This is a genomic window from Limosilactobacillus sp. WILCCON 0051 (genome assembly GCF_039955095.1).
In the GTDB taxonomy this organism is placed as follows: Bacteria; Bacillota; Bacilli; order Lactobacillales; family Lactobacillaceae; genus Limosilactobacillus; species Limosilactobacillus allomucosae.
In genome coordinates this window covers 914,194-933,690 of the sequence record NZ_CP154878.1, presented here as the reverse complement: position 1 = coordinate 933,690, position 19,497 = coordinate 914,194, and the positions used below count along the sequence as shown (strand labels likewise).

19 protein-coding genes and 1 riboswitch are annotated in these 19,497 nt (G+C 48.8%); of the genes, 2 read left to right on the top strand and 17 right to left on the bottom strand.

From position 1 onward, the window contains the following. Window positions 1-20: 20 nt before the first annotated feature. The gene (gene pyrR, locus ABC765_RS04485; RefSeq protein WP_347953114.1) at window positions 21-557 is read right to left on the bottom strand and encodes a bifunctional pyr operon transcriptional regulator/uracil phosphoribosyltransferase PyrR; all 537 of its coding nucleotides are present in this window, start codon (window positions 555-557) and stop codon (window positions 21-23) included. 444 nt (window positions 558-1,001) lie between these two features. After that, window positions 1,002-1,844: a DegV family protein gene (locus ABC765_RS04480; RefSeq protein ID WP_270359321.1), complete on the bottom strand. Its 843-nt coding sequence runs from the start codon at window positions 1,842-1,844 to the stop codon at window positions 1,002-1,004. A gap of 199 nt (window positions 1,845-2,043) precedes the next feature. Between ABC765_RS04480 and ABC765_RS04475 the strand changes: the two genes are divergently transcribed. Further along, window positions 2,044-2,682: a hemolysin III family protein gene (locus ABC765_RS04475; protein WP_347980929.1), complete on the top strand. Its 639-nt coding sequence runs from the start codon at window positions 2,044-2,046 to the stop codon at window positions 2,680-2,682. Here the strand turns inward: ABC765_RS04475 and ABC765_RS04470 are convergent. The 4 genes from ABC765_RS04470 to ABC765_RS04455 form a co-directional block, all read right to left on the bottom strand. Further along, on the bottom strand, window positions 2,679-3,173 hold the full coding sequence (locus ABC765_RS04470; RefSeq protein ID WP_347980818.1) for a dihydrofolate reductase: 495 nt from the start codon (window positions 3,171-3,173) through the stop codon (window positions 2,679-2,681). The two genes, ABC765_RS04475 and ABC765_RS04470, sit on opposite strands and share 4 nt — an antisense overlap. 11 nt (window positions 3,174-3,184) lie before the next feature. After that, window positions 3,185-4,147, bottom strand: a complete 963-nt coding sequence (locus ABC765_RS04465) for a thymidylate synthase (protein WP_347980817.1) — start codon at window positions 4,145-4,147, stop codon at window positions 3,185-3,187. A 77-nt stretch (window positions 4,148-4,224) separates the two neighbouring features. Then, on the bottom strand, window positions 4,225-6,138 hold the full coding sequence (locus ABC765_RS04460; RefSeq protein WP_347980816.1) for an ABC-F family ATP-binding cassette domain-containing protein: 1,914 nt from the start codon (window positions 6,136-6,138) through the stop codon (window positions 4,225-4,227). Continuing rightward, window positions 6,119-7,351 carry a CCA tRNA nucleotidyltransferase gene (locus tag ABC765_RS04455; protein ID WP_347980815.1) on the bottom strand — a complete coding sequence of 411 codons (1,233 nt, stop codon included), beginning with the start codon at window positions 7,349-7,351 and terminating at the stop codon, window positions 6,119-6,121. Before ABC765_RS04455 ends, ABC765_RS04460 begins: the two co-directional genes overlap by 20 nt. 288 nt (window positions 7,352-7,639) lie before the next feature. Here ABC765_RS04455 and ABC765_RS04450 point away from each other — a divergent pair, with 288 nt between their 5' ends. Next, window positions 7,640-8,467, top strand: a complete 828-nt coding sequence (locus tag ABC765_RS04450; protein ID WP_347980814.1) for a site-specific integrase — start codon at window positions 7,640-7,642, stop codon at window positions 8,465-8,467. A gap of 31 nt (window positions 8,468-8,498) precedes the next feature. On the opposite strand, the gene ABC765_RS04445 is transcribed toward ABC765_RS04450, so the two are convergent. The 11 genes from ABC765_RS04445 to scpB all read right to left on the bottom strand — a co-directional run bounded on the left by ABC765_RS04445 (window position 8,499) and on the right by scpB (window position 19,496). Next, window positions 8,499-9,758: a tetratricopeptide repeat protein gene (locus tag ABC765_RS04445; RefSeq protein WP_347980813.1), complete on the bottom strand. Its 1,260-nt coding sequence runs from the start codon at window positions 9,756-9,758 to the stop codon at window positions 8,499-8,501. Window positions 9,759-9,956: 198 nt separating this feature from the next. After that, window positions 9,957-10,232 (bottom strand): HU family DNA-binding protein, encoded by a 276-nt coding sequence (locus ABC765_RS04440; RefSeq protein WP_033934753.1) that lies wholly within the window; start codon window positions 10,230-10,232, stop codon window positions 9,957-9,959. A 321-nt stretch (window positions 10,233-10,553) separates the two neighbouring features. Beyond that, window positions 10,554-11,864 (bottom strand): ribosome biogenesis GTPase Der, encoded by a 1,311-nt coding sequence (gene der / locus ABC765_RS04435; RefSeq protein WP_033934754.1) that lies wholly within the window; start codon window positions 11,862-11,864, stop codon window positions 10,554-10,556. Between the two features lie 130 nt (window positions 11,865-11,994). Next, window positions 11,995-13,224, bottom strand: coding sequence for a 30S ribosomal protein S1 (gene rpsA, locus ABC765_RS04430; RefSeq protein WP_033934755.1), 1,230 nt, complete (start codon window positions 13,222-13,224; stop codon window positions 11,995-11,997). Between the two features lie 78 nt (window positions 13,225-13,302). Beyond that, window positions 13,303-13,983 carry a (d)CMP kinase gene (cmk, locus tag ABC765_RS04425; protein WP_347980812.1) on the bottom strand — a complete coding sequence of 227 codons (681 nt, stop codon included), beginning with the start codon at window positions 13,981-13,983 and terminating at the stop codon, window positions 13,303-13,305. Between the two features lie 19 nt (window positions 13,984-14,002). Further along, a complete protein-coding gene (locus ABC765_RS04420) occupies window positions 14,003-14,599 on the bottom strand; it encodes an SAG1386/EF1546 family surface-associated protein (RefSeq protein WP_347980811.1) in 597 nt (198 codons plus the stop codon). Window positions 14,600-14,662: 63 nt separating this feature from the next. Next, window positions 14,663-16,111, bottom strand: a complete 1,449-nt coding sequence (locus tag ABC765_RS04415; RefSeq protein ID WP_347980810.1) for an ATP-dependent DNA helicase RecQ — start codon at window positions 16,109-16,111, stop codon at window positions 14,663-14,665. After that, window positions 16,104-17,165, bottom strand: coding sequence for a helix-turn-helix domain-containing protein (locus tag ABC765_RS04410; RefSeq protein WP_347980809.1), 1,062 nt, complete (start codon window positions 17,163-17,165; stop codon window positions 16,104-16,106). The genes ABC765_RS04415 and ABC765_RS04410 overlap by 8 nt, the downstream gene beginning before the upstream one ends. 140 nt (window positions 17,166-17,305) lie before the next feature. Continuing rightward, entirely contained in the window at window positions 17,306-17,881 is a 576-nt protein-coding gene (locus ABC765_RS04405) for an ECF transporter S component (protein WP_302518520.1), read from the bottom strand. Between the two features lie 106 nt (window positions 17,882-17,987). Continuing rightward, a riboswitch (FMN riboswitch) is annotated at window positions 17,988-18,119 on the bottom strand. 68 nt (window positions 18,120-18,187) lie between these two features. Then, entirely contained in the window at window positions 18,188-18,904 is a 717-nt protein-coding gene (locus tag ABC765_RS04400) for a pseudouridine synthase (protein ID WP_347980928.1), read from the bottom strand. Further along, the gene (gene scpB / locus ABC765_RS04395) at window positions 18,876-19,496 is read right to left on the bottom strand and encodes an SMC-Scp complex subunit ScpB (protein ID WP_179944444.1); all 621 of its coding nucleotides are present in this window, start codon (window positions 19,494-19,496) and stop codon (window positions 18,876-18,878) included. Before scpB ends, ABC765_RS04400 begins: the two co-directional genes overlap by 29 nt. Between the last annotated feature and the right edge of the window lies 1 nt (window position 19,497).

Genomic DNA, 19,497 nt, shown 5'->3' with positions numbered 1-19,497 from the left:
TTCTAAACAATCTCACTCAATCAGGCTTGTGCCAATTCACCCTGCTTGATCAAAACGACGCTGTCTTGTCCATCAGTCTCGCTGACGTTGACCTTTACTCGTTCCTGCATGGACGTTGGAATGTTTTTGCCGACAAAATCAGGCCGAATCGGCAGCTCACGATGACCACGATCAACCAAAACCGCAACCTGGACGCGCTTGGGCCGCCCCTGATCCATAATTGCATCCATGGCTGCCCGGGTCGTCCGGCCGGTAAAGAACACGTCATCGACCAGCACCACGCGTTTGTCATTAATATCAACATCCAGCTTTAGATTTTCCTTAGCGGCGTCTGGTCGTCGATCGTCGCGATAGTTGGTAACGTCCAGCTCACCAACTGGTACCGCAACGTTTTCCAGTTTCTGCAGCTGATCAGCAATGCGCCGCGCCAGATAGACTCCGCGCGTCTTAATACCGATTAAGACCAGCTCCTGGGTTCCTTTGTTGCTTTCGACAATTTCGTAGGTGATTCGCGTTAAGGCACGTTTCATGGCCATCGCATCATAAAATTCTTTCATTTCGCCAAACTCCTTACAAAATTTGTCCAATAAAAAAGCACTGCTCCACGACTCGTGAACCAGTGCTCCAACATATTGTTTAAAAGCGCGACCAAAACGTCGACCAAATTTAAACGATGCTGCCTTGCTAGCCTCACGGGACTAAATTTAAAGGACATATAGATTGTTATTTAATTTAATGGATAGCTATACGTTTGTCAAGCATATTTTTGAAATTTATGTTTATTGTTTCAAAATCAAGCGCTTACATATTAATTGAAAAAGCATTGATTTTAAGTTGAAAACTACTGAATTCCAGCTGTTTTAACGTTTATCACTGCCAATATTCCCTTTTATTTAAATAAATTAAATCATTTTACCTTAATGGATTAATAATTTTTATTCATTTTTTATACATATACGGCAATAAAAAAGTCCGATGCGATCCGGCATCAGACTTTCTGACTATTCAGTATAGTAAAGCAGGCAGCAGGCACCCAAGCCCGTATGCGTTGCAATAATCGGCACTGTTTCGCGAACGACGATCGGCAGCTCTGGACAGATAGCCTGAACCTTTTCTTTAAGCCGTTCAACTTCACTCATGCCTTCAACATGCGAGATGCCAACACCCAAAACCTTAGGACCATTTGCCATCTCGTCTAGGATCTTATCCCATTCCTTATGAATCGCCTTCATGCCGCGACCCTTGGAAGCTACGTGGATCTCGCCATCATAAACCTGCAGCATGACCTTGATGTTCATAAATCGAGACAGCGCACCGGCAAACTTGCTGATTCGACCACCCGCTACCAGATTATCGAGATTATCGATTGCCAGATACAGCTTGCTCTTTTGCAAAACGTCCTTCATCTTGGCAATTGCATCATCAACCGTTCCGCCGTCTGCAATCACCTTGGCGGCTTCAATGATTTGAAAGGCCATGCCGCGGTCGGTTGACTGGCAGTCATATACCGTTACCTTGGTCTTGGTTAGGTTGGCAGCCTGCTCAGCAGCATGAACCGTGCCACTGATCGATGCCATCATCGTCACGCACAGAACCTCGCTGCCATCTGCCCCCGCCTGATCAAAGGCATCAACGAACTTGCCAATTGGCGGCTGCGAGGTTTTTGGCAGCGACTTGGCATTTTTCATCATCGTTGGGAACTGATCGTTGGTGATCGTTTCGCGTTCAACATAAACCGTCCCGTCAATCATTACTGACAGCGGTACGATCGTAATATCATATTTTTTAATTTCTTCATCGGTAAGGCCAGCTGAAGAGTCAGCCACAATTTTAATCTTTGACATGGAAATTACCCACTTCCTGATCAAGTTTGATATAATGTATCTAGTATCGTAAACTAGATACATTATTTTAAAGACTAAATACATTATAAACTTAGTCTGCCGGGCATGCAAACTGCCTTGATAATTAACTTTAGTATAGCAGAAATAACGGCTGATTTCATTGCCGAGCACTTTTATGAAAGGAGTATTCAGCTTGCAGATGAAAAATTCAACCTCACGTCGCCAAACTCTTTTAATTGAAATCGCCAATGCCATTACTCACGGTGTTGGTGCAGCCCTGGCCATTGCCGGATTGGTGATCTTGATCGTGCGGGCGGTCCATACCGGCAGCCCCATGCGTATCGTTACTTTTTCAATCTATGGCGCGGCTTTAGTCCTGTTCTTTTTAGCCTCAACGCTGTTTCACTCGCTGATCTTTACTCGCGCTAAACGGGTCTTTCAGATTCTGGACCACGATATGATCTACCTGGTCATTGCCGCCAGCTACACGCCATACTGTCTGGTGGCCATTAAAGGCTGGCAGGGCTGGACGCTGTTTGGCATTATCTGGGCCATGGCAGCTGCTGGCATCATCTATAAAAGCATCTGGTTTCAAAAAAAGAGCAAATGGTCGACGATTTTCTACGTGATCATGGGCTGGATGTGCGTGCTGGCATTTTGGCCGCTTTGGCACGCCTTGGGACCAATTGGCTTTGGCCTGCTGCTGGCGGGAGGCATCACCTATACGCTGGGCGCCCTGCTCTACAGCATGCCAACCCGTTACACGCATCTGATCTGGCATCTTTTTGTCATGGTCGGCACGGCATTCATCTACTTTTCGATCCTATTTTACGTCTAGTTTTTAATCCAATGCTCAAAGCGGCAGTCGGGAACGTCCGGCTGATCGCTTTTTATTTTCTCCACATCTGCCAAACGCCATCCCTGATAGTCAATGGCCGGCATTTTGGTATCTCCGCCAAAGCGCCGTTCAACCACCGTTCGATAAAGATCGCCAGCTAATGGCAGCAGCGTTTGATAGATCTGTGCTCCGCCAATGACAAAACAGCGCTGGTCAGCCAAGCGATCCGCTAGCAGCTCCTTTAGCTCTTCGACACTGTGTACCACCGTAATCTTGTCATCGGCCAGTTTTTGATGCGTCAAGACGATATTTTCGCGTTTCGGCAGTGGCCGGCCGATCGACTTGAACGTATTGGCACCCATAATTACCGGATGATTGAGCGTCACGGCTTTAAAATGCTTCAAATCGGCAGGCAGATGCCATGGCATGGTGCCGTTTTTGCCAATATAGCCGTCTGGATCCTGAGCCCAGATAAAGTCCAGCTGATTCATAAAAACACCTCTTAAACAGCAACTGGGGCCTTGATCCCGGCCTCGTGCTCATAGTTTTCCAGCTTAATGTCTTCCATCTCATACTGATCAACTGGTTTTGGATCGGCCGGCAGAATCAGTTTTGGTGCTGGATGCGGCGTTCGGGAAAGCTGTTCTTTGATCTGTTCAATGTGATTGCTGTAGATATGCGCATCTCCTAAAGTATGCACGAACTCGCCCACGCCCAGGCCGCATTCCTTGGCAATCATGTGCGTCAAAAGCGCATAGCTGGCAATGTTGAACGGCACGCCCAAGAAAATATCGGCACTGCGCTGATACAGCTGACAGCTCAGCTTGCCATCGTTGACGTAGAATTGAAACATCGTGTGGCAAGGCGGCAATGCCATGCTGTCCACGTCTTCTGGATTCCAGGCCGAAACGATCATCCGGCGTGAATCCGGCGTGGTCTTGATCTGTTCGATGACTTTGGCAATCTGATCAATGTAATGGCCATCGCTGGTTTTCCAGTGCCGCCATTGTGAGCCATAGACCAGCCCCAGATCACCATATTTTTGCGCAAACTCATCATCATTCAAGATGCGCTCGCAAAAGGCCTTTTTTTCTTCGAGATAGACCTTTTTAAATTCAGGGTCCTTAAGCCAGCGGTGACCAAAATCCGTCATGTCAGGGCCTTGATATTCTGGACTTTCCACCCATTTTTTAAAGGCCCATTCATCCCAGATATGATTCTTATGCTGCAGCAGGAAGCGAATGTTGGTATCGCCGCGCAAAAACCACAGCAGCTCGCTTTTGACCAGACCAAACGGAACAAACTTGGTGGTTAGAATTGGAAAACCGGCATTGAGATCAAAATGCATCTGATAGCCGAAAACCGAGCGCGTTCCCGTTCCCGTTCGATCGCTTTTTTCGTGCCCATGCTCTAATACGTAGCGGGCCAGATCCAGATACTGCTGTTCATTATCATTGATTGCCATGTCTAATCTTCCTTTCGCTGTTCAAATAAGTTCCATTTTAACATATCACCAGCTGACTGGCTCTTGATTAAGACCGCCTATTCATCCACAAACTCGCTGAGATATTCCCAGCGTTCGGTTTTTTCTGCCAAAGCTTTTTGGACCTCATCCAGTTCTTTTTGCAGTTCAGCCAGTTTAGCGTAGTTATCGCCATTAGCTGCCATTTCTTCTTCAATCTGTTTTTGGCGCGTATCCAGCTGATCGATTTCTTCGTCAATATGATCCCATTCCAGTTTTTCGGCATAGGTCAGCTTGGTCTTTACCTTGGCAGTGTTGGCTGGTTTAGCAGGCGAGGCCGTTTTCTTGGCAGCTGCCTTGGCTGCGGATTTAGCTGCCTGAGCCGCCTGTGCATCAGCTTGGGCCTTTTTGAGATATTCAGTGTAGTAGCCGCGGTAGCGCTCAATCTTGCCCTGACCATGGAAGATCAGCAGATTATCGGCTACCTTGTCCAAAAAGTAGCGGTCGTGCGAAACCGTAATGACCGTTCCAGCGAAATCGTCCAAATAGTCTTCCAATACCGTCAGCGTGCCAATGTCCAAATCGTTGGTCGGCTCATCCAAAAGCAGGACGTTTGGCTGCTGCATCAAGATCTTCAACAGATACAGCCGCCGCTTTTCACCACCAGAAAGCTTCCGAATCAGCGTCCCATGCATAAACCGTGGAAACAGGAAACGCTCCAGCAGCTGCGTAACGTTGACCCGATTGCCGTTTTTATCGACCACGTTGTCAGCCACTTCAGTCAGATAGCTGATCATGCGCTTGTCGTCATCAATGCCTTCCGTCTGCTGCGTGTAGTATCCCAGCTTAACGGTCTCGCCAATCTTCAAAACGCCTGAATCAAGCTTGGTGCGGCCAGCAATCACATTTAAAAGCGAGGTCTTGCCGGCACCGTTTTCGCCGGTAATGCCGATTCGATCGCCGGCCTGCACCAGCCAGTTGAAGTCGTCTAAAATTTCACGATCGCCATACTTAAGATTGGCATGCTGCATCTCAATGACGTCTTTACCCAGCCGCTGCGAGCCCAGTTCAATCGAGATGTCCTCATCGACTTTAAGCTTGCCTAGGTTGTCCTTGAGTTCGTTAAAACGATTGATCCGGCCCTTTTGCTTGGTTGAGCGCGCCTTGGCTCCATGCCGCATCCAGGCCAGCTCTTTTTTATAAAGGGCCTGCCGCTTGCGCTCGCCTTCCTGTGCCAGTTCAACCCGGGTCGCTTTTTGGGCTACGAAGTCCTGATAGTTGCCGTCATAATGGTAAAGCTTGCCAAACGACAGCTCCCAGATATGATTGGCAACCTGATCCAAAAAGTAGCGATCATGCGTAACGACCAGCACGGCCCCACGATAACTGGCCAGATAGTCCTGCAGCCACATGATCGAGTCGATGTCCAAATGGTTGGTTGGCTCATCTAACATCAGCAGATCGGGTTCTTGAATCAAAACCTGAGCCAGGCCAACCCGCTTGCGCTGACCACCTGAAAGCTCCTTGATTTTTTGGTTGGCATCATTGATTTTCAGCTGCGTCAAAATCGTCTTGACGCGGCTGTCGGCTTCCCAGGCGTCCTCTTGATCCATAGCAGCCTGCATCTTGGTAAAACGATCGCTCAATCTGGAGTCTTCAGGGTGTGCGCTATAATCCAGCAGCGCTTTTTCATATTGCCGAATCGTTTGAAAGACTGGCTGCCCGCCAGCAAACACGGCATCCATGATCGTTTTTTCTTCATCCAGGTCTGGCTGCTGCTTCAAAAAGCCAATCGAATAGTCGCTGGGCTTGATGATCTCGCCGGCTTCAGGGCTGACCGCGCCGCTGATAACGTTTAAAAGCGAGGTCTTGCCGCTGCCGTTGGTGCCGATCAAGCCAATGCGGTCCTGTTCGTTGATAATGAACGAAACGTCTTTAAACAGTGTTTTTTCGCCATACGTACTGGTTAGATTTTCAGCTCTTAATGTTTTCATTGCCATCCTCTTTTGCTAATTGTGCCGCTGCTGCTAATAACGCGTTTTGATCGTTGGGCAGCTTCCGATCTAAGACCTGTTGCTGAAGCTGATGCAGAATTCTGCCCATCTTCGGCCCCGGCTTGACGTGCGCCAGCTTGATCAATTGGCCGCCATTGACTGCCAATTCCTTGGCGTTTTTGATCGGCAGTGCCTGGTAGCGATCACGCAGGTCAAGTTCTTCTTGCGACTGACCAAATAATGCCGCGACTCGATTGGCACTGATCAAAAGCTTTTCTCCAGTAGCAAACAGAATTGCTGGCGTCAGCTGATCATTTAAAATCGCATCGGCTGCCAAAACGATTTTCTGCACGGCGCTGATCAGATCATTGGAGGTCTTCCAAGCTTTTAAAAAGGCATTGCGCTGGGCATGATCCAGCTGCATGACTCTCATCAGCACCGCCCAGGCCTCAGCTTCTGTTTTCAGCTGCCATGGCTTTAGGTCCAGCAGCTGATCAAGAGCCGTCTTTTGATCAGCAAGTTTCGGACAATAGCGGTAAAGATCAGTTTCAATCAGATCGGTCAGTCCGGCCACAGGGTTCTGTCCTAACAGCAGCTTTTCAAATTCAACCCGAATCCGTTCCACGGCAATCTTTTCCAGCAGCGGTGCGTTGTCTTTGATGCCCTGCTTGGTTGGCTCATCAATCTTAAAGTTCAGCTTGCTGGCAAAACGCACGGCCCGCATCATCCGCAGCGCGTCTTCATGGAAACGTTCAGCTGGTTCGCCCACCGCCTTGATCAGATGCCGCTTTAAGTCGCCCAGCCCATCAAACAAATCGATGACCTCGCCGTTTTCTTTCAGCGCCAGGGCATTGATCGTAAAGTCGCGCCGCTTTAAGTCCTCTGCCAGCGAGCGGACAAACGTTACCGAATCTGGGCGCCGAAAGTCCTGGTAGCCGGATTCAGTTCGAAAAGTGGTCGTTTCGTAGCCAACGCCATGATCCAAAATCATAACCGTCCCATGCTCAATGCCGGTATCAACCGTACGATTAAAGATCTGCTTGATTTCGGCCGGGTAGGCGCTGGTGGCAATATCGATGTCATGAATCGGATCACCCAAAATCGTATCGCGCACGCAGCCGCCGACAAAATAGGCCTCATATCCAGCCTGTTCAATTCGCTGCAGAATCGGCCGTGCTGGTTCAAAGACGGCCGGCAGTTTTTCGATTTTCACGGATATCATTTCCTTGTTTCGTGGATTTGGTTGTCATAACCAGTCCTAACCATTTTAGCAAACTTTCGGGGGCTCGAAAACGAGATCTGCAATTTCGCCAACTTTATCAATCCCATCCCAGCGATCATCATATAACAACATTGACTCGGCCCCGTCGACTTGAAAACAGCCCCAGCAGCCTAGATTGGTTTATGGAGGCCGCAATCGGTTATGCTTGCTTTCGGTTTGATTTCGCGTTATCGTTAAGGTAAATCATTACTACTGAAAAAATCAGAAAGGAGCTTTTTTATGGATCAATATCCTTACCAGACTGCCTTTCATCGGGAGCTTAAAGCCATTGGCCGCGCGCAGATGACCATTGATGCCTATGATGCCACGCTGCGTCAATTATTTAACTATCTCGAAGATCAGCGTCCGATCTATGCTCATGATCCCAGCGCCAACAACGTAACGGAAACCGATGTCCGGGCCTACCTGAACTGGCTGCGTGACGAGCAGGACATTACCCTGGCGACTTTTAACAAGGTGCTTTCTCAGCTCAGCCGCTATTTCCGCTTTTTGTTTACTCATCAGCTGATCGACAACTATCCCACGCTGACGATTCACGGCAAGGCAACCAAGCCCAATCAGCATCTTTCCACTAAATGGCTGCTCAAGCTGGATGACATTCTCGTCGACGATCAGCTGCAGCTCTATACGCGCGCCGTTTTGTTCTTAAGCAGCCGCGGCTATACGGTTGCTGAGTTTCTGCAGCCAGGATTTGGGGACGTATGGCGCAGCCTGGAACCCAAAAACGCCGTCGAACGAAACTTTATGAAGACCTTTGCTGCCTATATCGCACCTATTCAGCAGCTGCAGAACTGCCAGGATATCTTTTTAAAGCAGCGGCTGAACCGCGAGCATCCCTGGATCAGCAATGCCGGTTTGTTTAAATACCTCAAAGCCGATGAGGACTATCTGGGCTTTAAGCTGGCTCCCAAGTATCTGCACCAAAGTTATATTCTTTATGAGATTGCTCAGCATTGCGACGCCACGCCCCAAGAGCTGCAGACTCGACTCCGATTAAATCCACAGTCCCTGCTCTATTATCAGCGTCTCTTGCTGCAGCTAAAATAAAAAGGTTCCGCATGATACGGAACCTTTTTATTTAGAATATTTCTTGATCCAGGCGCTCCTGCATCTCAGTATCAGCGGGATTAAGCCGGACGTAATGTTCCATTTCGTCGATCATCAAGTCACGCTGCCCGGTTTCTTGGTAAAAGCCGATCAGACTCTTTAAAAAGTCGACGTTTTCATTATAGCTTGGCATCGCCGCCTGATAGAACTGCTCGGCCAGATCGTATTTTTCCAATGCTTGATAGGAAACTGCCAGATTCCAATCCAGCTGGGGATCGACTTCATCTGCCTTGACCAATGGCGCCAGCAGCTTGACGTTGACTTGGTGTTCGCCTTGCTTAATCAGCAGATTGCTGTATTCCAAAGTAATCGTTAAATTATCCGGATCCAGCTCATGAGCCTGCTGCAGATATTTTTGCATTAGTTTAAAATCGCCAACGTGACTGGCCATTCTTGCCGCCAACGCAAAAAGATTCTCGTTGTACTGATCAACGCCCAGACCTTCTTGAACGGCTTTCAAACCGGCCTCATACTGCTGCGTCTGCTCATAGGCCCGCGCCAAGGCAGGATAGGCCGAAGCGTACTGGTCATCATCTTTGATCAGATCAGTCAGCGTTTCAATGGCATCCTTGAATTCGCCCAATTCCAGCTGCGTCAGTCCGGTTTGAAAACGAACGTCGCTGGTCTGATATGCTGGTGCAACCTGTTTGAGATAGCCCAGTGCCTGCTCATAATGACCGCTTTGTGCGTAGGCCATTCCTAAACGCGCCGCGATATCAACCTTGGCAAACTCTACGGCACCGGTTTGAATCAGTGCAAAATAAAACGGCACTGCTTTGTCAAACTGACCCACCAGATAGTAGAACTCACCCATGGCAAACAAAACGGCCGGCTCTTCTGGGGCTGCTTGATAGGCCTGTTTGAGCTTGGCTTCCGTCACCTCAAACTGCCCCTCGGTTTGGTAAAGATCAGCCGCCACCAGCAGCGCTTGGACATAAGCTGGCGAATCAGGCGCAATCTGCGTCAGATAGGCTAATGCCTCATCGTTATGGCCATTATCGATCGCAATCTCAGCCAGCGCAGTTCGCAGCTCATCTTCATCCGGATAGCGCTCCAACAGCTTCAGATAGGCGCGACGAGCTTGCGGCATCAAGCCCAGTGCGTATAGTTGTTCCGCTAGATTGAACAGAATCTCATCATCGTCTTTGCGCAGCGCCCAGGCAAATTCTTTTTGGGCTTCTTCCATGTTGCCATCTTCAATTGCCTGCAGACATTTTTCGGAAAAGGTCACGCTATTTCCTCCTTTGTTTAATCATGCTTTTTTAGTTTAACATAAAACAGCGTCAGCACTCGTGATAAAGTCCTGTCAGTCAAAGATATCAAATTTCAGTGCTTTATCAAATCCAAACAGCGACCATTTTAAATCCATGATAAGAAAAGCGACGACCGTTTAAAACGATCGTCGCTTCATTTTTTTTATCGTCGTTAATTACTTAACGGCGTCCTTCAAAGCTTTGCCCGGCTTGAATGCTGGAACCTTGCTTGCAGGGATTTCAATTTCTTGTCCAGTTTGTGGGTTGCGACCTTTACGTGCGGCGCGTTGCCGTACTTCAAAGTTACCAAAACCGATTAATTGAACCTTTTCACCCTTGGCCAGAGATGCTTGGATGGAACTGAAGACAGCGTCTACAGCAGCCGTAGCATCCTTCTTCGTCAGACCAGTTGCCGTAGCAACGTCGCTAACCAGTTGTGCTTTGTTTGCCATGTGTTTCACCTCCCACCATTGACGATGGAAACTTCCTCGTCATAGGATCAGTTAATTTTGAGTGGTCCAAAATTAACGAAACAATAACGTGCTCACGCATCATTTCAAAAACTAGATTAGCATAGTGAAACCGCGCTGACAAGCGGTTTAACGGACTTTTTAAATGAAATTTCAATTAAATGCCGATTTGCGAACGTTATCATTAAAATTCAGCTGATTTAGCCGTTTCCAATCGCCAAAAGTTGATGAAAGTCAGCGTTATCTAAGATTAGTCCGGTTTGGTTTTGGGGATAAAAACCGCTGTCGATCCTATGGCACAGCCTACTTTCGCTTCCGCTTGATCAGATGAATCGGCGTACCTGAAAAATCAAACGCCTGCCGAATCTGATTCTCTAAATAACGGGCATAAGAGAAGTGCATCAAGTCGGGATCGTTTACAAAAATAACGAACGTTGGCGGTTCAATTGCCACCTGAGTTGCGTAATAGACGCGCAGACGGCGACCATTCGTGCTTGGCGTTGGGTTAGCCGCAATCGCATCCATAATGACGTCGTTGAGCACGGATGATTGAATCCGTCGACGACAGTGATCATAAACCTCTTCAATCATCTTTGGCAGCTTAATCAGCCGCTGGCGGGTTTTAGCCGAAACAAAAATAATCGGCGCATAGCTGAGATACTGGAACTCTTGCCGAATCAGATTGGTAAAGTCAGTCATCGTGCGCTGGTCGCGATCCGGAATCGTATCCCACTTGTTGACTACGATAATGATCCCCTTACCAGCTTCATGCGCATAGCCGGCGATATGCTTGTCCAGCTCGCGAATGCCTTCTTCGGCGTTTAAAACGACCAATACCACGTCACTGCCATCAATCGCCCGCATCGAGCGCATCAAGGCATAGCGTTCAGTATTTTCATAAAGCTTGCCTTTTTTCTTGATCCCAGCCGTGTCAACCATCGTAAACTCACGACCATCAGCCTTGAAATGAGTATCGATCGCATCGCGTGTTGTCCCAGCAATATTGGATACGATTACCCGGTCTTCACCCAGCATGGCATTGACGATTGAAGACTTGCCAACGTTTGGCCGACCAATCAAGCTGAAATGAATCGTGTCATCTTCTTCGTTGGCGGCATTTTCAGGGAAGTTTTTGATGACGGCATCCAAAAGATCCCCGACCCCGACGCCATGGACGCTGGAAACGGGATATGGTTCGCCCAGACCCAGCGAGTAGAAGTCATAGACATCTGAGCGTCGTTCTGGATTGTCAACCTTATTGACCGCTAAAACGACTGGCTTATCAGAACGGTACAGAATCTGCGCAACCTGTTCATCGGCATCAGTAACTCCACTGCGCACGTCAACTACCATTACGATTACGTCGGCTTCATCAATGGCTACTTCAGCCTGTTCGCGAATCTGGGTTGACAGCGGCTGATCGGACATTTCAATCCCACCAGTATCGATCAAGCTAAAATGCTTGCCCAGCCATTCGCCGTGGGCATAGATGCGGTCACGCGTAACGCCTGGCGTATCTTCAACGATTGAGATTCGTTCGCCGGCAACCCGGTTGAATAACGTGGACTTGCCAACATTGGGGCGTCCAACGATGGCAACGATTGGATTTGCCATAAAGCGGCACCTTCTTTCTAATTAGATTTAATCTGCTCCTAAATAAAACTTTCAGACTTGCGCCTAAAAAGTCTTGATGAAAAAACAAAGCTGGGAAAAATCCCAGCTTTGCTCTTAACGCAATGTTAAATTACTTGCGAGCGTTCTTCAGTTCATCACCGATCAGATCGCCCAGCGTAAAGCCGTTTTCTTCTTCTGGCATGTTGGCCTTGTAGTCGTTGTTACGACGACGAGGACGACGGTTGCCGCCACGGTGGCCTTCGTTGTTGTCAGAACCAGCTGGCTTTTCTTCCAATGCCTTGATGGACAAGCCCAGACGTTGGTGTTCAGGGTCAACGTTCAGAACCTTAACCTTGACTTCTTCACCTGGCTTCAGAACATCAGCTGGCGTTGCGATGTGCTTGTGGGAGATTTGGGAAATGTGTACCAAACCTTCAACGCCAGGGAATACTTCAACAAAAGCACCAAAGCTGGTCAGGCGCTTAACAGTACCAGTCAAGACAGCACCAACTGGAGCCTTGTCTTGGATGTCATCCCATGGTCCAGGCAGCGTTTGCTTGATGGACAGAGAAATCCGTTCACGTTCTGGGTCAACGCTCAGAACCTTAACCTTAACGTCTTGGCCAACTTCCAGTACGTCAGATGGCTTGTCAACGTGGTCGTAGGAAATTTCGGAAACGTGAACCAGACCGTCTACGCCGCCAAGGTCGATGAAGGCACCAAAGTTGGTCATCCGAGCTACCTTACCTTCGACAACGTCGCCAGGTTGCAGTTCAGAGAAGACCTTCTTAGCAGCTTCTTCGTGTTGAGCTTGAACGATTTCCTTGTGAGAAAGGATCAGGCGGTTGTCGCTTGGTTCAATTTCAACAATCTTGAATTCAAGTTCTTGACCCTTGAATTGGTTCAAGTCTTCAACGTAGTGGTCAGTAATCATTGAGGCAGGTACGAAACCACGAACGCCAGCATCTACAACCAGACCACCCTTAACAGCTTGGGTAACCTTAGCCGTGATCGTTTCACCAGCTTCGAATTTCTTTTCCAGATCGTCCCATACCTTCATGGCTTCCAAGCGCCGGTGTGAAAGCAGGTAGCTGCCGTTTTCCTTGTCGCTGCCAATCTTGGAGATGACAACCAGGTCCAGTTCGTCGCCGACCTTCACAACCGTGTTGATGTCTTCAACGGGCTTGGAAGACAGTTGGTTAGCCGGGACAACCCCTTCAACACCTGAGTCTTCAATACCAACGATCGCTTGACGATCATCAATTTGCAGTACCTTGCCCTTAACAACATCGCCAACCTTAACTTCTTTGATGCTGTCGAGCGCTTCTAACATCGCGTCTTTGTTTTCGTTTTCAGCCATTAAAAAAAATCCTCCTTGCAACAATCAACTCTAGCCACTATTTTACTAGAGTTGAACTAAGTTTACCAGTGTTTAGAATTAATTGTCCTGGTTTTTTTTAATCAGTGCGCTGATTTCATCAACTACCTGATCAATCGTTAAGCTTGTCGTATCAATTAAAATCGCATCTTTAGCCTGAGTCAGCGGCGAGATCTTGCGCGTAGAATCTTTTTGATCACGCAGTTTGATGGCTGCTTCCAGTTCGTCCAGTGATTGCGTTGCCAGACCTTTTTGCAGATTTTCCTCATAGCGGCGCCGGGCTCGTTCATGAGCGCTGGCAACCAAAAACACCTTAACCTGAGCATTTGGCAAAACCGTCGTGCCAATATCGCGACCATCCATCACGATCCCACCAGCCTGAGCAATCTGCCGCTGCTGTTCAACCATTTGAGCCCGGACTTCTGGAATGGCGGCAACTGCTGAAACATTGGCCGCAATCTTTTCTGTTCGAATCTCTTTGGTGACCTCATGACCATCAACAAAAACACGCTGATCAGGCTGACCGGGCTCAAACGTGATCTTGATTCGGCGGGCTAAGTCGATTACCTGCTTGGTATCGCTGACGTCAATTCCATTTTTCAATGCCGCCCACGTTACCGAACGATACATGGCGCCGGTATCGCAGTAGACGTAGCCAAACCGTTTGGCAATAATTTTTGCGACCGTGCTTTTTCCCGATGAAGCTGGACCATCAATGGCCACTTGCAATCCTTTTTCCATAAGTTTTCAAATTCTCCCTTTATTTGACCCGCAGTCGCTGACCTGGATACAGCGGCGTATTGGGCGATATGTTGTTGAGACTGGCCAGCTCCGCAACTGTCAGCCCATTATTGGTTGCCACGCGATAGATGCCCTGTCCTGAGCCAACCGTCGTATACTTTGCGCCACTCTCACTGGTTGATGAGGTACTGGCAGCCGTGCTTGAAGATGAGCTGCTCTGGGCACTGGTAATGCTGGTTGAATCCGCTTGACTGCTGCTTTTGGCTTTAGCCGTCTTGGTTTTGGCAGTCTCGGCAGCGCTTGACTTGGACCTGGCTTTAGACTTCGCGTGGCTGGATGCTTTTTTTGCTTTGCTCGATACGGACTGAGCAACCTTTTCCGTCTGCTGCGGATGATTGAATGACTGCTCATGATGAACCCAATAAATAATTGGGGTTGCTGCTAAAATCACGATCAAAACGATCAGTATCGTCGTGATGCGTGAATTATGCGAGCTTTGTTTGCGATGGGCCGTTCGCGACAGGTGGCCGGAATCATCAAGATCTTGATTGTCTTCAAAGGTCTTGTCCCAAAGTTTGCCGGCCTCTTGGCGATGGTCTTCACGTCGTTCACTCATTAACGAACGCTCCTTTATATTTCAGTGATTGAATCGATTGTAGCGCAAAAAAGCCATGCCTGTCTAGCTAGTTTTCGATTCCTTGGCAAACAGAAACTGCAGCTGTTTTTGCCAATTCAGCTGATCATTGACGACCGGATCCAACGCCGCCGGCAGCTTAAGATCACTCAGCCGCCAGTCGTTTTGGTGACAGTCGCAGCAGTTGGGACAATCAACCGGCAATTCGCCAAAATAACGCATGATATTGGCACGACGACACTTTTTTTCACTAACGTAGCTCAGCATGGCTGCCAGCTGCTGATTGACCAGACGACCTCTTTTTTTGAGCATCGTGGTTAATCGTGCATAATTCCAGCCATGGCTAAGATAAAACTCAATCAATTCAGCTTGCGGCCCCAGCGCATTTCCCGGCAGTTTTTTTTGCTGGACTTTTTCCACGACTGCTTGACTTGGCAGTTCAATCTGACTGAGCTGTCTTTGAATCTGCTCATCGCCTGGTGAATACATCAACAGCGCGAGGGCCGGTTTTTGATTGCGACCCGCCCGCCCGATCTCTTGCACGTAGCTTTCCAGACTGCCAGGCAGATGATAGTGAATCACATAGCGAATATCGTCTTTATCAATGCCCATGCCAAAAGCACTGGTAGCACAAACGACCTGCAATTGGCCCTGCATGAACTGCTGTTGAATGCGAAAACGATCAATTGCCGAGATGCCAGCGTGATATGCCGCGACCTCAAGTCCAGTCATTTCACCCAGCCAGTCTGACAGCTCATTGGCCAGCTTGCGGCTGGAAAAATATATAATCCCGCCGCCACCCAGCTCATGCAGCCATTTAGCCAGCCGCTGCCGCTTTTGCTGATCGTTTTCAACCTGATCGACTGCCAAAAAGATATTGGGACGATTGACTGAGCGAATCACCCGCTTGACGTTTTTTTCATCAAGCCCCATTTTTTGGAGAATATCCTTTTGAACTCGCGGCGTGGCAGTGGCCGTCAATAATAGGATTGGCGGTCGCTTCAAATCGTTTTTGACTTCTTTTAACAGCAGATACTCAGGACGAAAATCAGGCCCCCACTGCGAGATGCAATGTGCTTCATCAATTACCAATAGACTGATCCGGCACTTTCTTAATGCATGCTTGATTGAGGGCTGAGCCAGAATTTCCGGCGAGGCGAAGATAAAGCGATAGGCCGCCAGCCGGTTTAAGACCTGCTGACGCGAGCGGCCCGTTAAAGTAGCGTTCAGCATCACGACTTGACGCTCTCCATGCTGACGCAGGCGGTCGACTTGATCCTGCATTAAAGAGATCAGCGGCGAAACGATCAAGACGCTGCCCGGCATCAGATAGGCTGGCAGCTGATACAGCAGCGTCTTGCCGGCCCCCGTTGGCAGAACCGCCAAGACGTCATTTTGATTCAAAACGGCTTGAATCGTTTCCTTTTGACCTGGTCGAAATTCATCAAAGCCAAACTGCTGCTTCAGCGTTTGATACAGCCGCTGCTCATCCATTGCGCTCCCCTCCCTTAATAATCTGAAAGAGCCGGTACTCAAAGAAGCTCTGCTCGTTTTGCAATTTTTCGGCTGGTGATTGCGGCTCAATGATCGGCGGCAGAAATTCCCAGGTGGCTGGTTTGCCATGATACTGCGCCGCCAGCTGGTCGATTTTTGCTGGAGTCAGCAGGCGATCCAGTGGCAGCGCTCCTGGCATAAAGATTGCTGCTTCCAGGATATGTTCGCGAATGGTCCCCAGCTTCAAATGTCTTTTTTGACTGATCTGTTCAAGCGAAAGTCCCTGTTCAAACATTCTTAGAGTAATCGTGGTACTGTGATTAAGCGGCGTATCATGCAGATGATCATACAGCAGACTCCTTAACAAACCTGCCGGCTGACTGGCTGCCAGATAGCCGATTCCCAGACATACATCCCGCTCCATGATCATGACTTCATCGACTGAGATTTTTAAAGCCTGTGCTGCCTGATCAATCGTCCAGCCGGTCGTTTGATAGCCAGGCAGAGAAAACACCAGCAGCTTGGCCAGTCTTTCATCCAGTTTGGCCAGAGCAGCGGCCGCCTGCTGCAGCTCTGATGCCCAGTCGTCAACGATGCGATTTCGATTTCCATAAAACCACTGACGGACAAAATATAGCTCAGCCGGGGCCAGATTCAAGGGAACGTAATGCCTTTGTCCGTGGGCATACTGACTGACCGCCTGCGTTGCCAGCAAGACGCGTGGTGCCAGCTGATCAGGTCGCGCCAGCCAAGCCCAGTTTCCAAACCGCGGCTGATAATGCGTTTTTAGAAATTTTTCTTTTTCAGCAATGCCGCTGGGAGTAAGCCAAGCCGTCTGATCATTCACTTTGATCAGGCCAGCCTGCCGCATTTGAACGAGCCATTGCTCAAATTCGTTGACCGTGAGTCTTGGATTGGCCCCCAGCCATTTTAAGACGCCATATTCGCGAGCCCAAAACAAAGTTGCAACGGTCCGCTTGTTTTTGACGGTATTGCGCAAAACCGCCGTTCTCCTGGGCTGATCGGTCAACATCTCAATAAAATAGCTCTTCAATTTTTCACCTCCCTTGAAATACTATATGCAAATTATACGAAATTTCACCAAAATAAAAAACGACTGCAGCTGATCGATCCACGCAAGCCAATTGCAATCAGTTCACGGATCATCATTAACAGTCGTTTTATTGATCAATCTTACATTTGATGCTTAGCCAGCCAGTTGGCAAGACGCATTGCCAACAGCGAGGAGACCCCGCCAACCAGCAGACCCTTGATAATATTGAATGGAACGACCCCGATTGCCACCAAGGAAGCAATCGGCATCGTTGGCTTCCAGCCCCAGATCTTCATGTAAAGCGGCGTCAAGACCCACAAGTTCAAAAGCGACATGACCACCGTTAAGACCAGCATTCCCGCGCCGGTTCCCAACAGATAGCGCTGTGCCGGCTTAAGCGACGTTCGCTTGGCCGCCCACGCAAATGGCAGCAGCAGCGCCAAAGATGAAATAAAGTCGCTGCCTACGCCCAAAAGCTCGCCAATTGAAAAGCCATAGACCAAGGCATGGATCAGGCACTTGACGGCTGCAATAATGATGCCGCTGACCGGTCCATAGATCAGTGTTCCCAATAATACCGGCACGTCAGAAAAGTCCAGCTTTAGGTATGCCGCAACTGGAATAATTGGAAACTCCAGCATCATCAAAACAAATGCCAATGCGCTCAAGCAGGCAATCCCGGCCAGGCGCTGAATACGAATGCTAGAAACTGTCATGATTAAAACCTCCTAATAATTGAAGGTCATCTCCGGGGCTGATCGCCCAACAAAAAACCACAGATGAAAACGGTTCATCTGCGGCAAACATTGCTTTCGTTTGAGCGAAAATCTTCTACATACCAGACTATACTGTCGGCACCTGGAATTGCGCCAGGTTCCACCGATAACAAAGGCCGTTATCGGGTTGCGGGCTTTTACCGCCGGTCGGGAATCACACCCTGCCTTGAAGATAAACCTATGATTAAATTAATTTCATGATCGACTAAACTATAGCATAATCATTCCGCGTCTTCAATCAAAAGTTTACAGTTTTTTTAAGGCATTGATCTCATCCATCTTCAGCTCACGCCATTGACCGCCAGGCAGCCCCTTAAGATTTAGAATGCCATCGCTTTCTCGTGTGAGTTTTTCAACTGGATGACCAACTGCCTTGAACATCTTTTTGACTTGATGATAACGACCTTCATGAATCGTCAGGCGCACGATTGAGACGCGATGCTGCTTGTCAACGCTCAAAAGCTTGGGCTTGGCTTCCTTGGTCTTTTTACCGTCAATTACAACGCCATGACGCAGCTGTTCCAGATCATGGTTGGAAATCAAGCCCTTAACCTTGGCAACGTACGTTTTTTCAATTTCGAAGCTGGGATGCATCAGCTTATTTGCCAAGGCACCATCGTTAGTTAAAAGCAAAACGCCGGTCGTATCGTAGTCCAAGCGGCCAACCGGATAGATGCGCGCGGTTACGCCACCTTCTTTTAAGATATCGACCACCGTCTTGCGGCCGTGCTCATCATGGGCTGACGTGATTACGCCGCGGGGCTTGTTAAGCAGATAATATTCCGGCTGCTCGCGCTCCAACGGTACCCCATCAACCGTTACCTGATCACTGGAGCTGACCTTGGTGCCAAGTTCGGTGATCAGCTTGCCGTTGACCTTGACGTGACCTTCGACGATCAGTTTTTCCGAAGCCCGCCGACTGGCTACTCCAGCCTCAGCCATTGCTTTTTGGAGTCTTTCCATCTTCATTTTCTAACGATTCCTTTCTCATTTGTCGTGACTGCAGAGCTCTTAAAAAGATATCGCCATCCAGATCTTCTGGCTGTAGATTCTTGTCAAGTTCTGGCAGCTCGTCTAAAGTCGTCAGCCCAAAGTAGTCCAAAAAGGCCGGCGTCGTAACGTATAAAAACGGTCGTCCCGGAACTGCCAGCCGACCATGCGTCTCAACCAAGCCGCGGGCCGTCAGTTTCTGCAGCGAACCAGAGCTCTGCACGCCGCGGATCTCGTCAATCTCAAGCCGCGTCAATGGCTGCTTATAGGCAACAATGGCCAGGACCTCTAACAGCGTCTGCGTCAATGGCGTCGTCAGCGGTTCCTCAAAATAATGCTGCATAACGTCTGCAAGCTGGGCCTTGGTTGCCAAACGATAAACCGAGTCGCTGTCCAAAAGCGTCAAGGCACAGTTTTCGTCTTGTTGGTATTTTTCTTTGAGCTGGGCAATCATTTCCAAAATCGCGGGTTTTAGATAGCCCGTTACCTTGGCCAGATCGCCCAGTGAGATTCCTTCATCGCCGCTGATAAACAGCAGTCCTTCAATTTCAGCTAATGGATTCAAG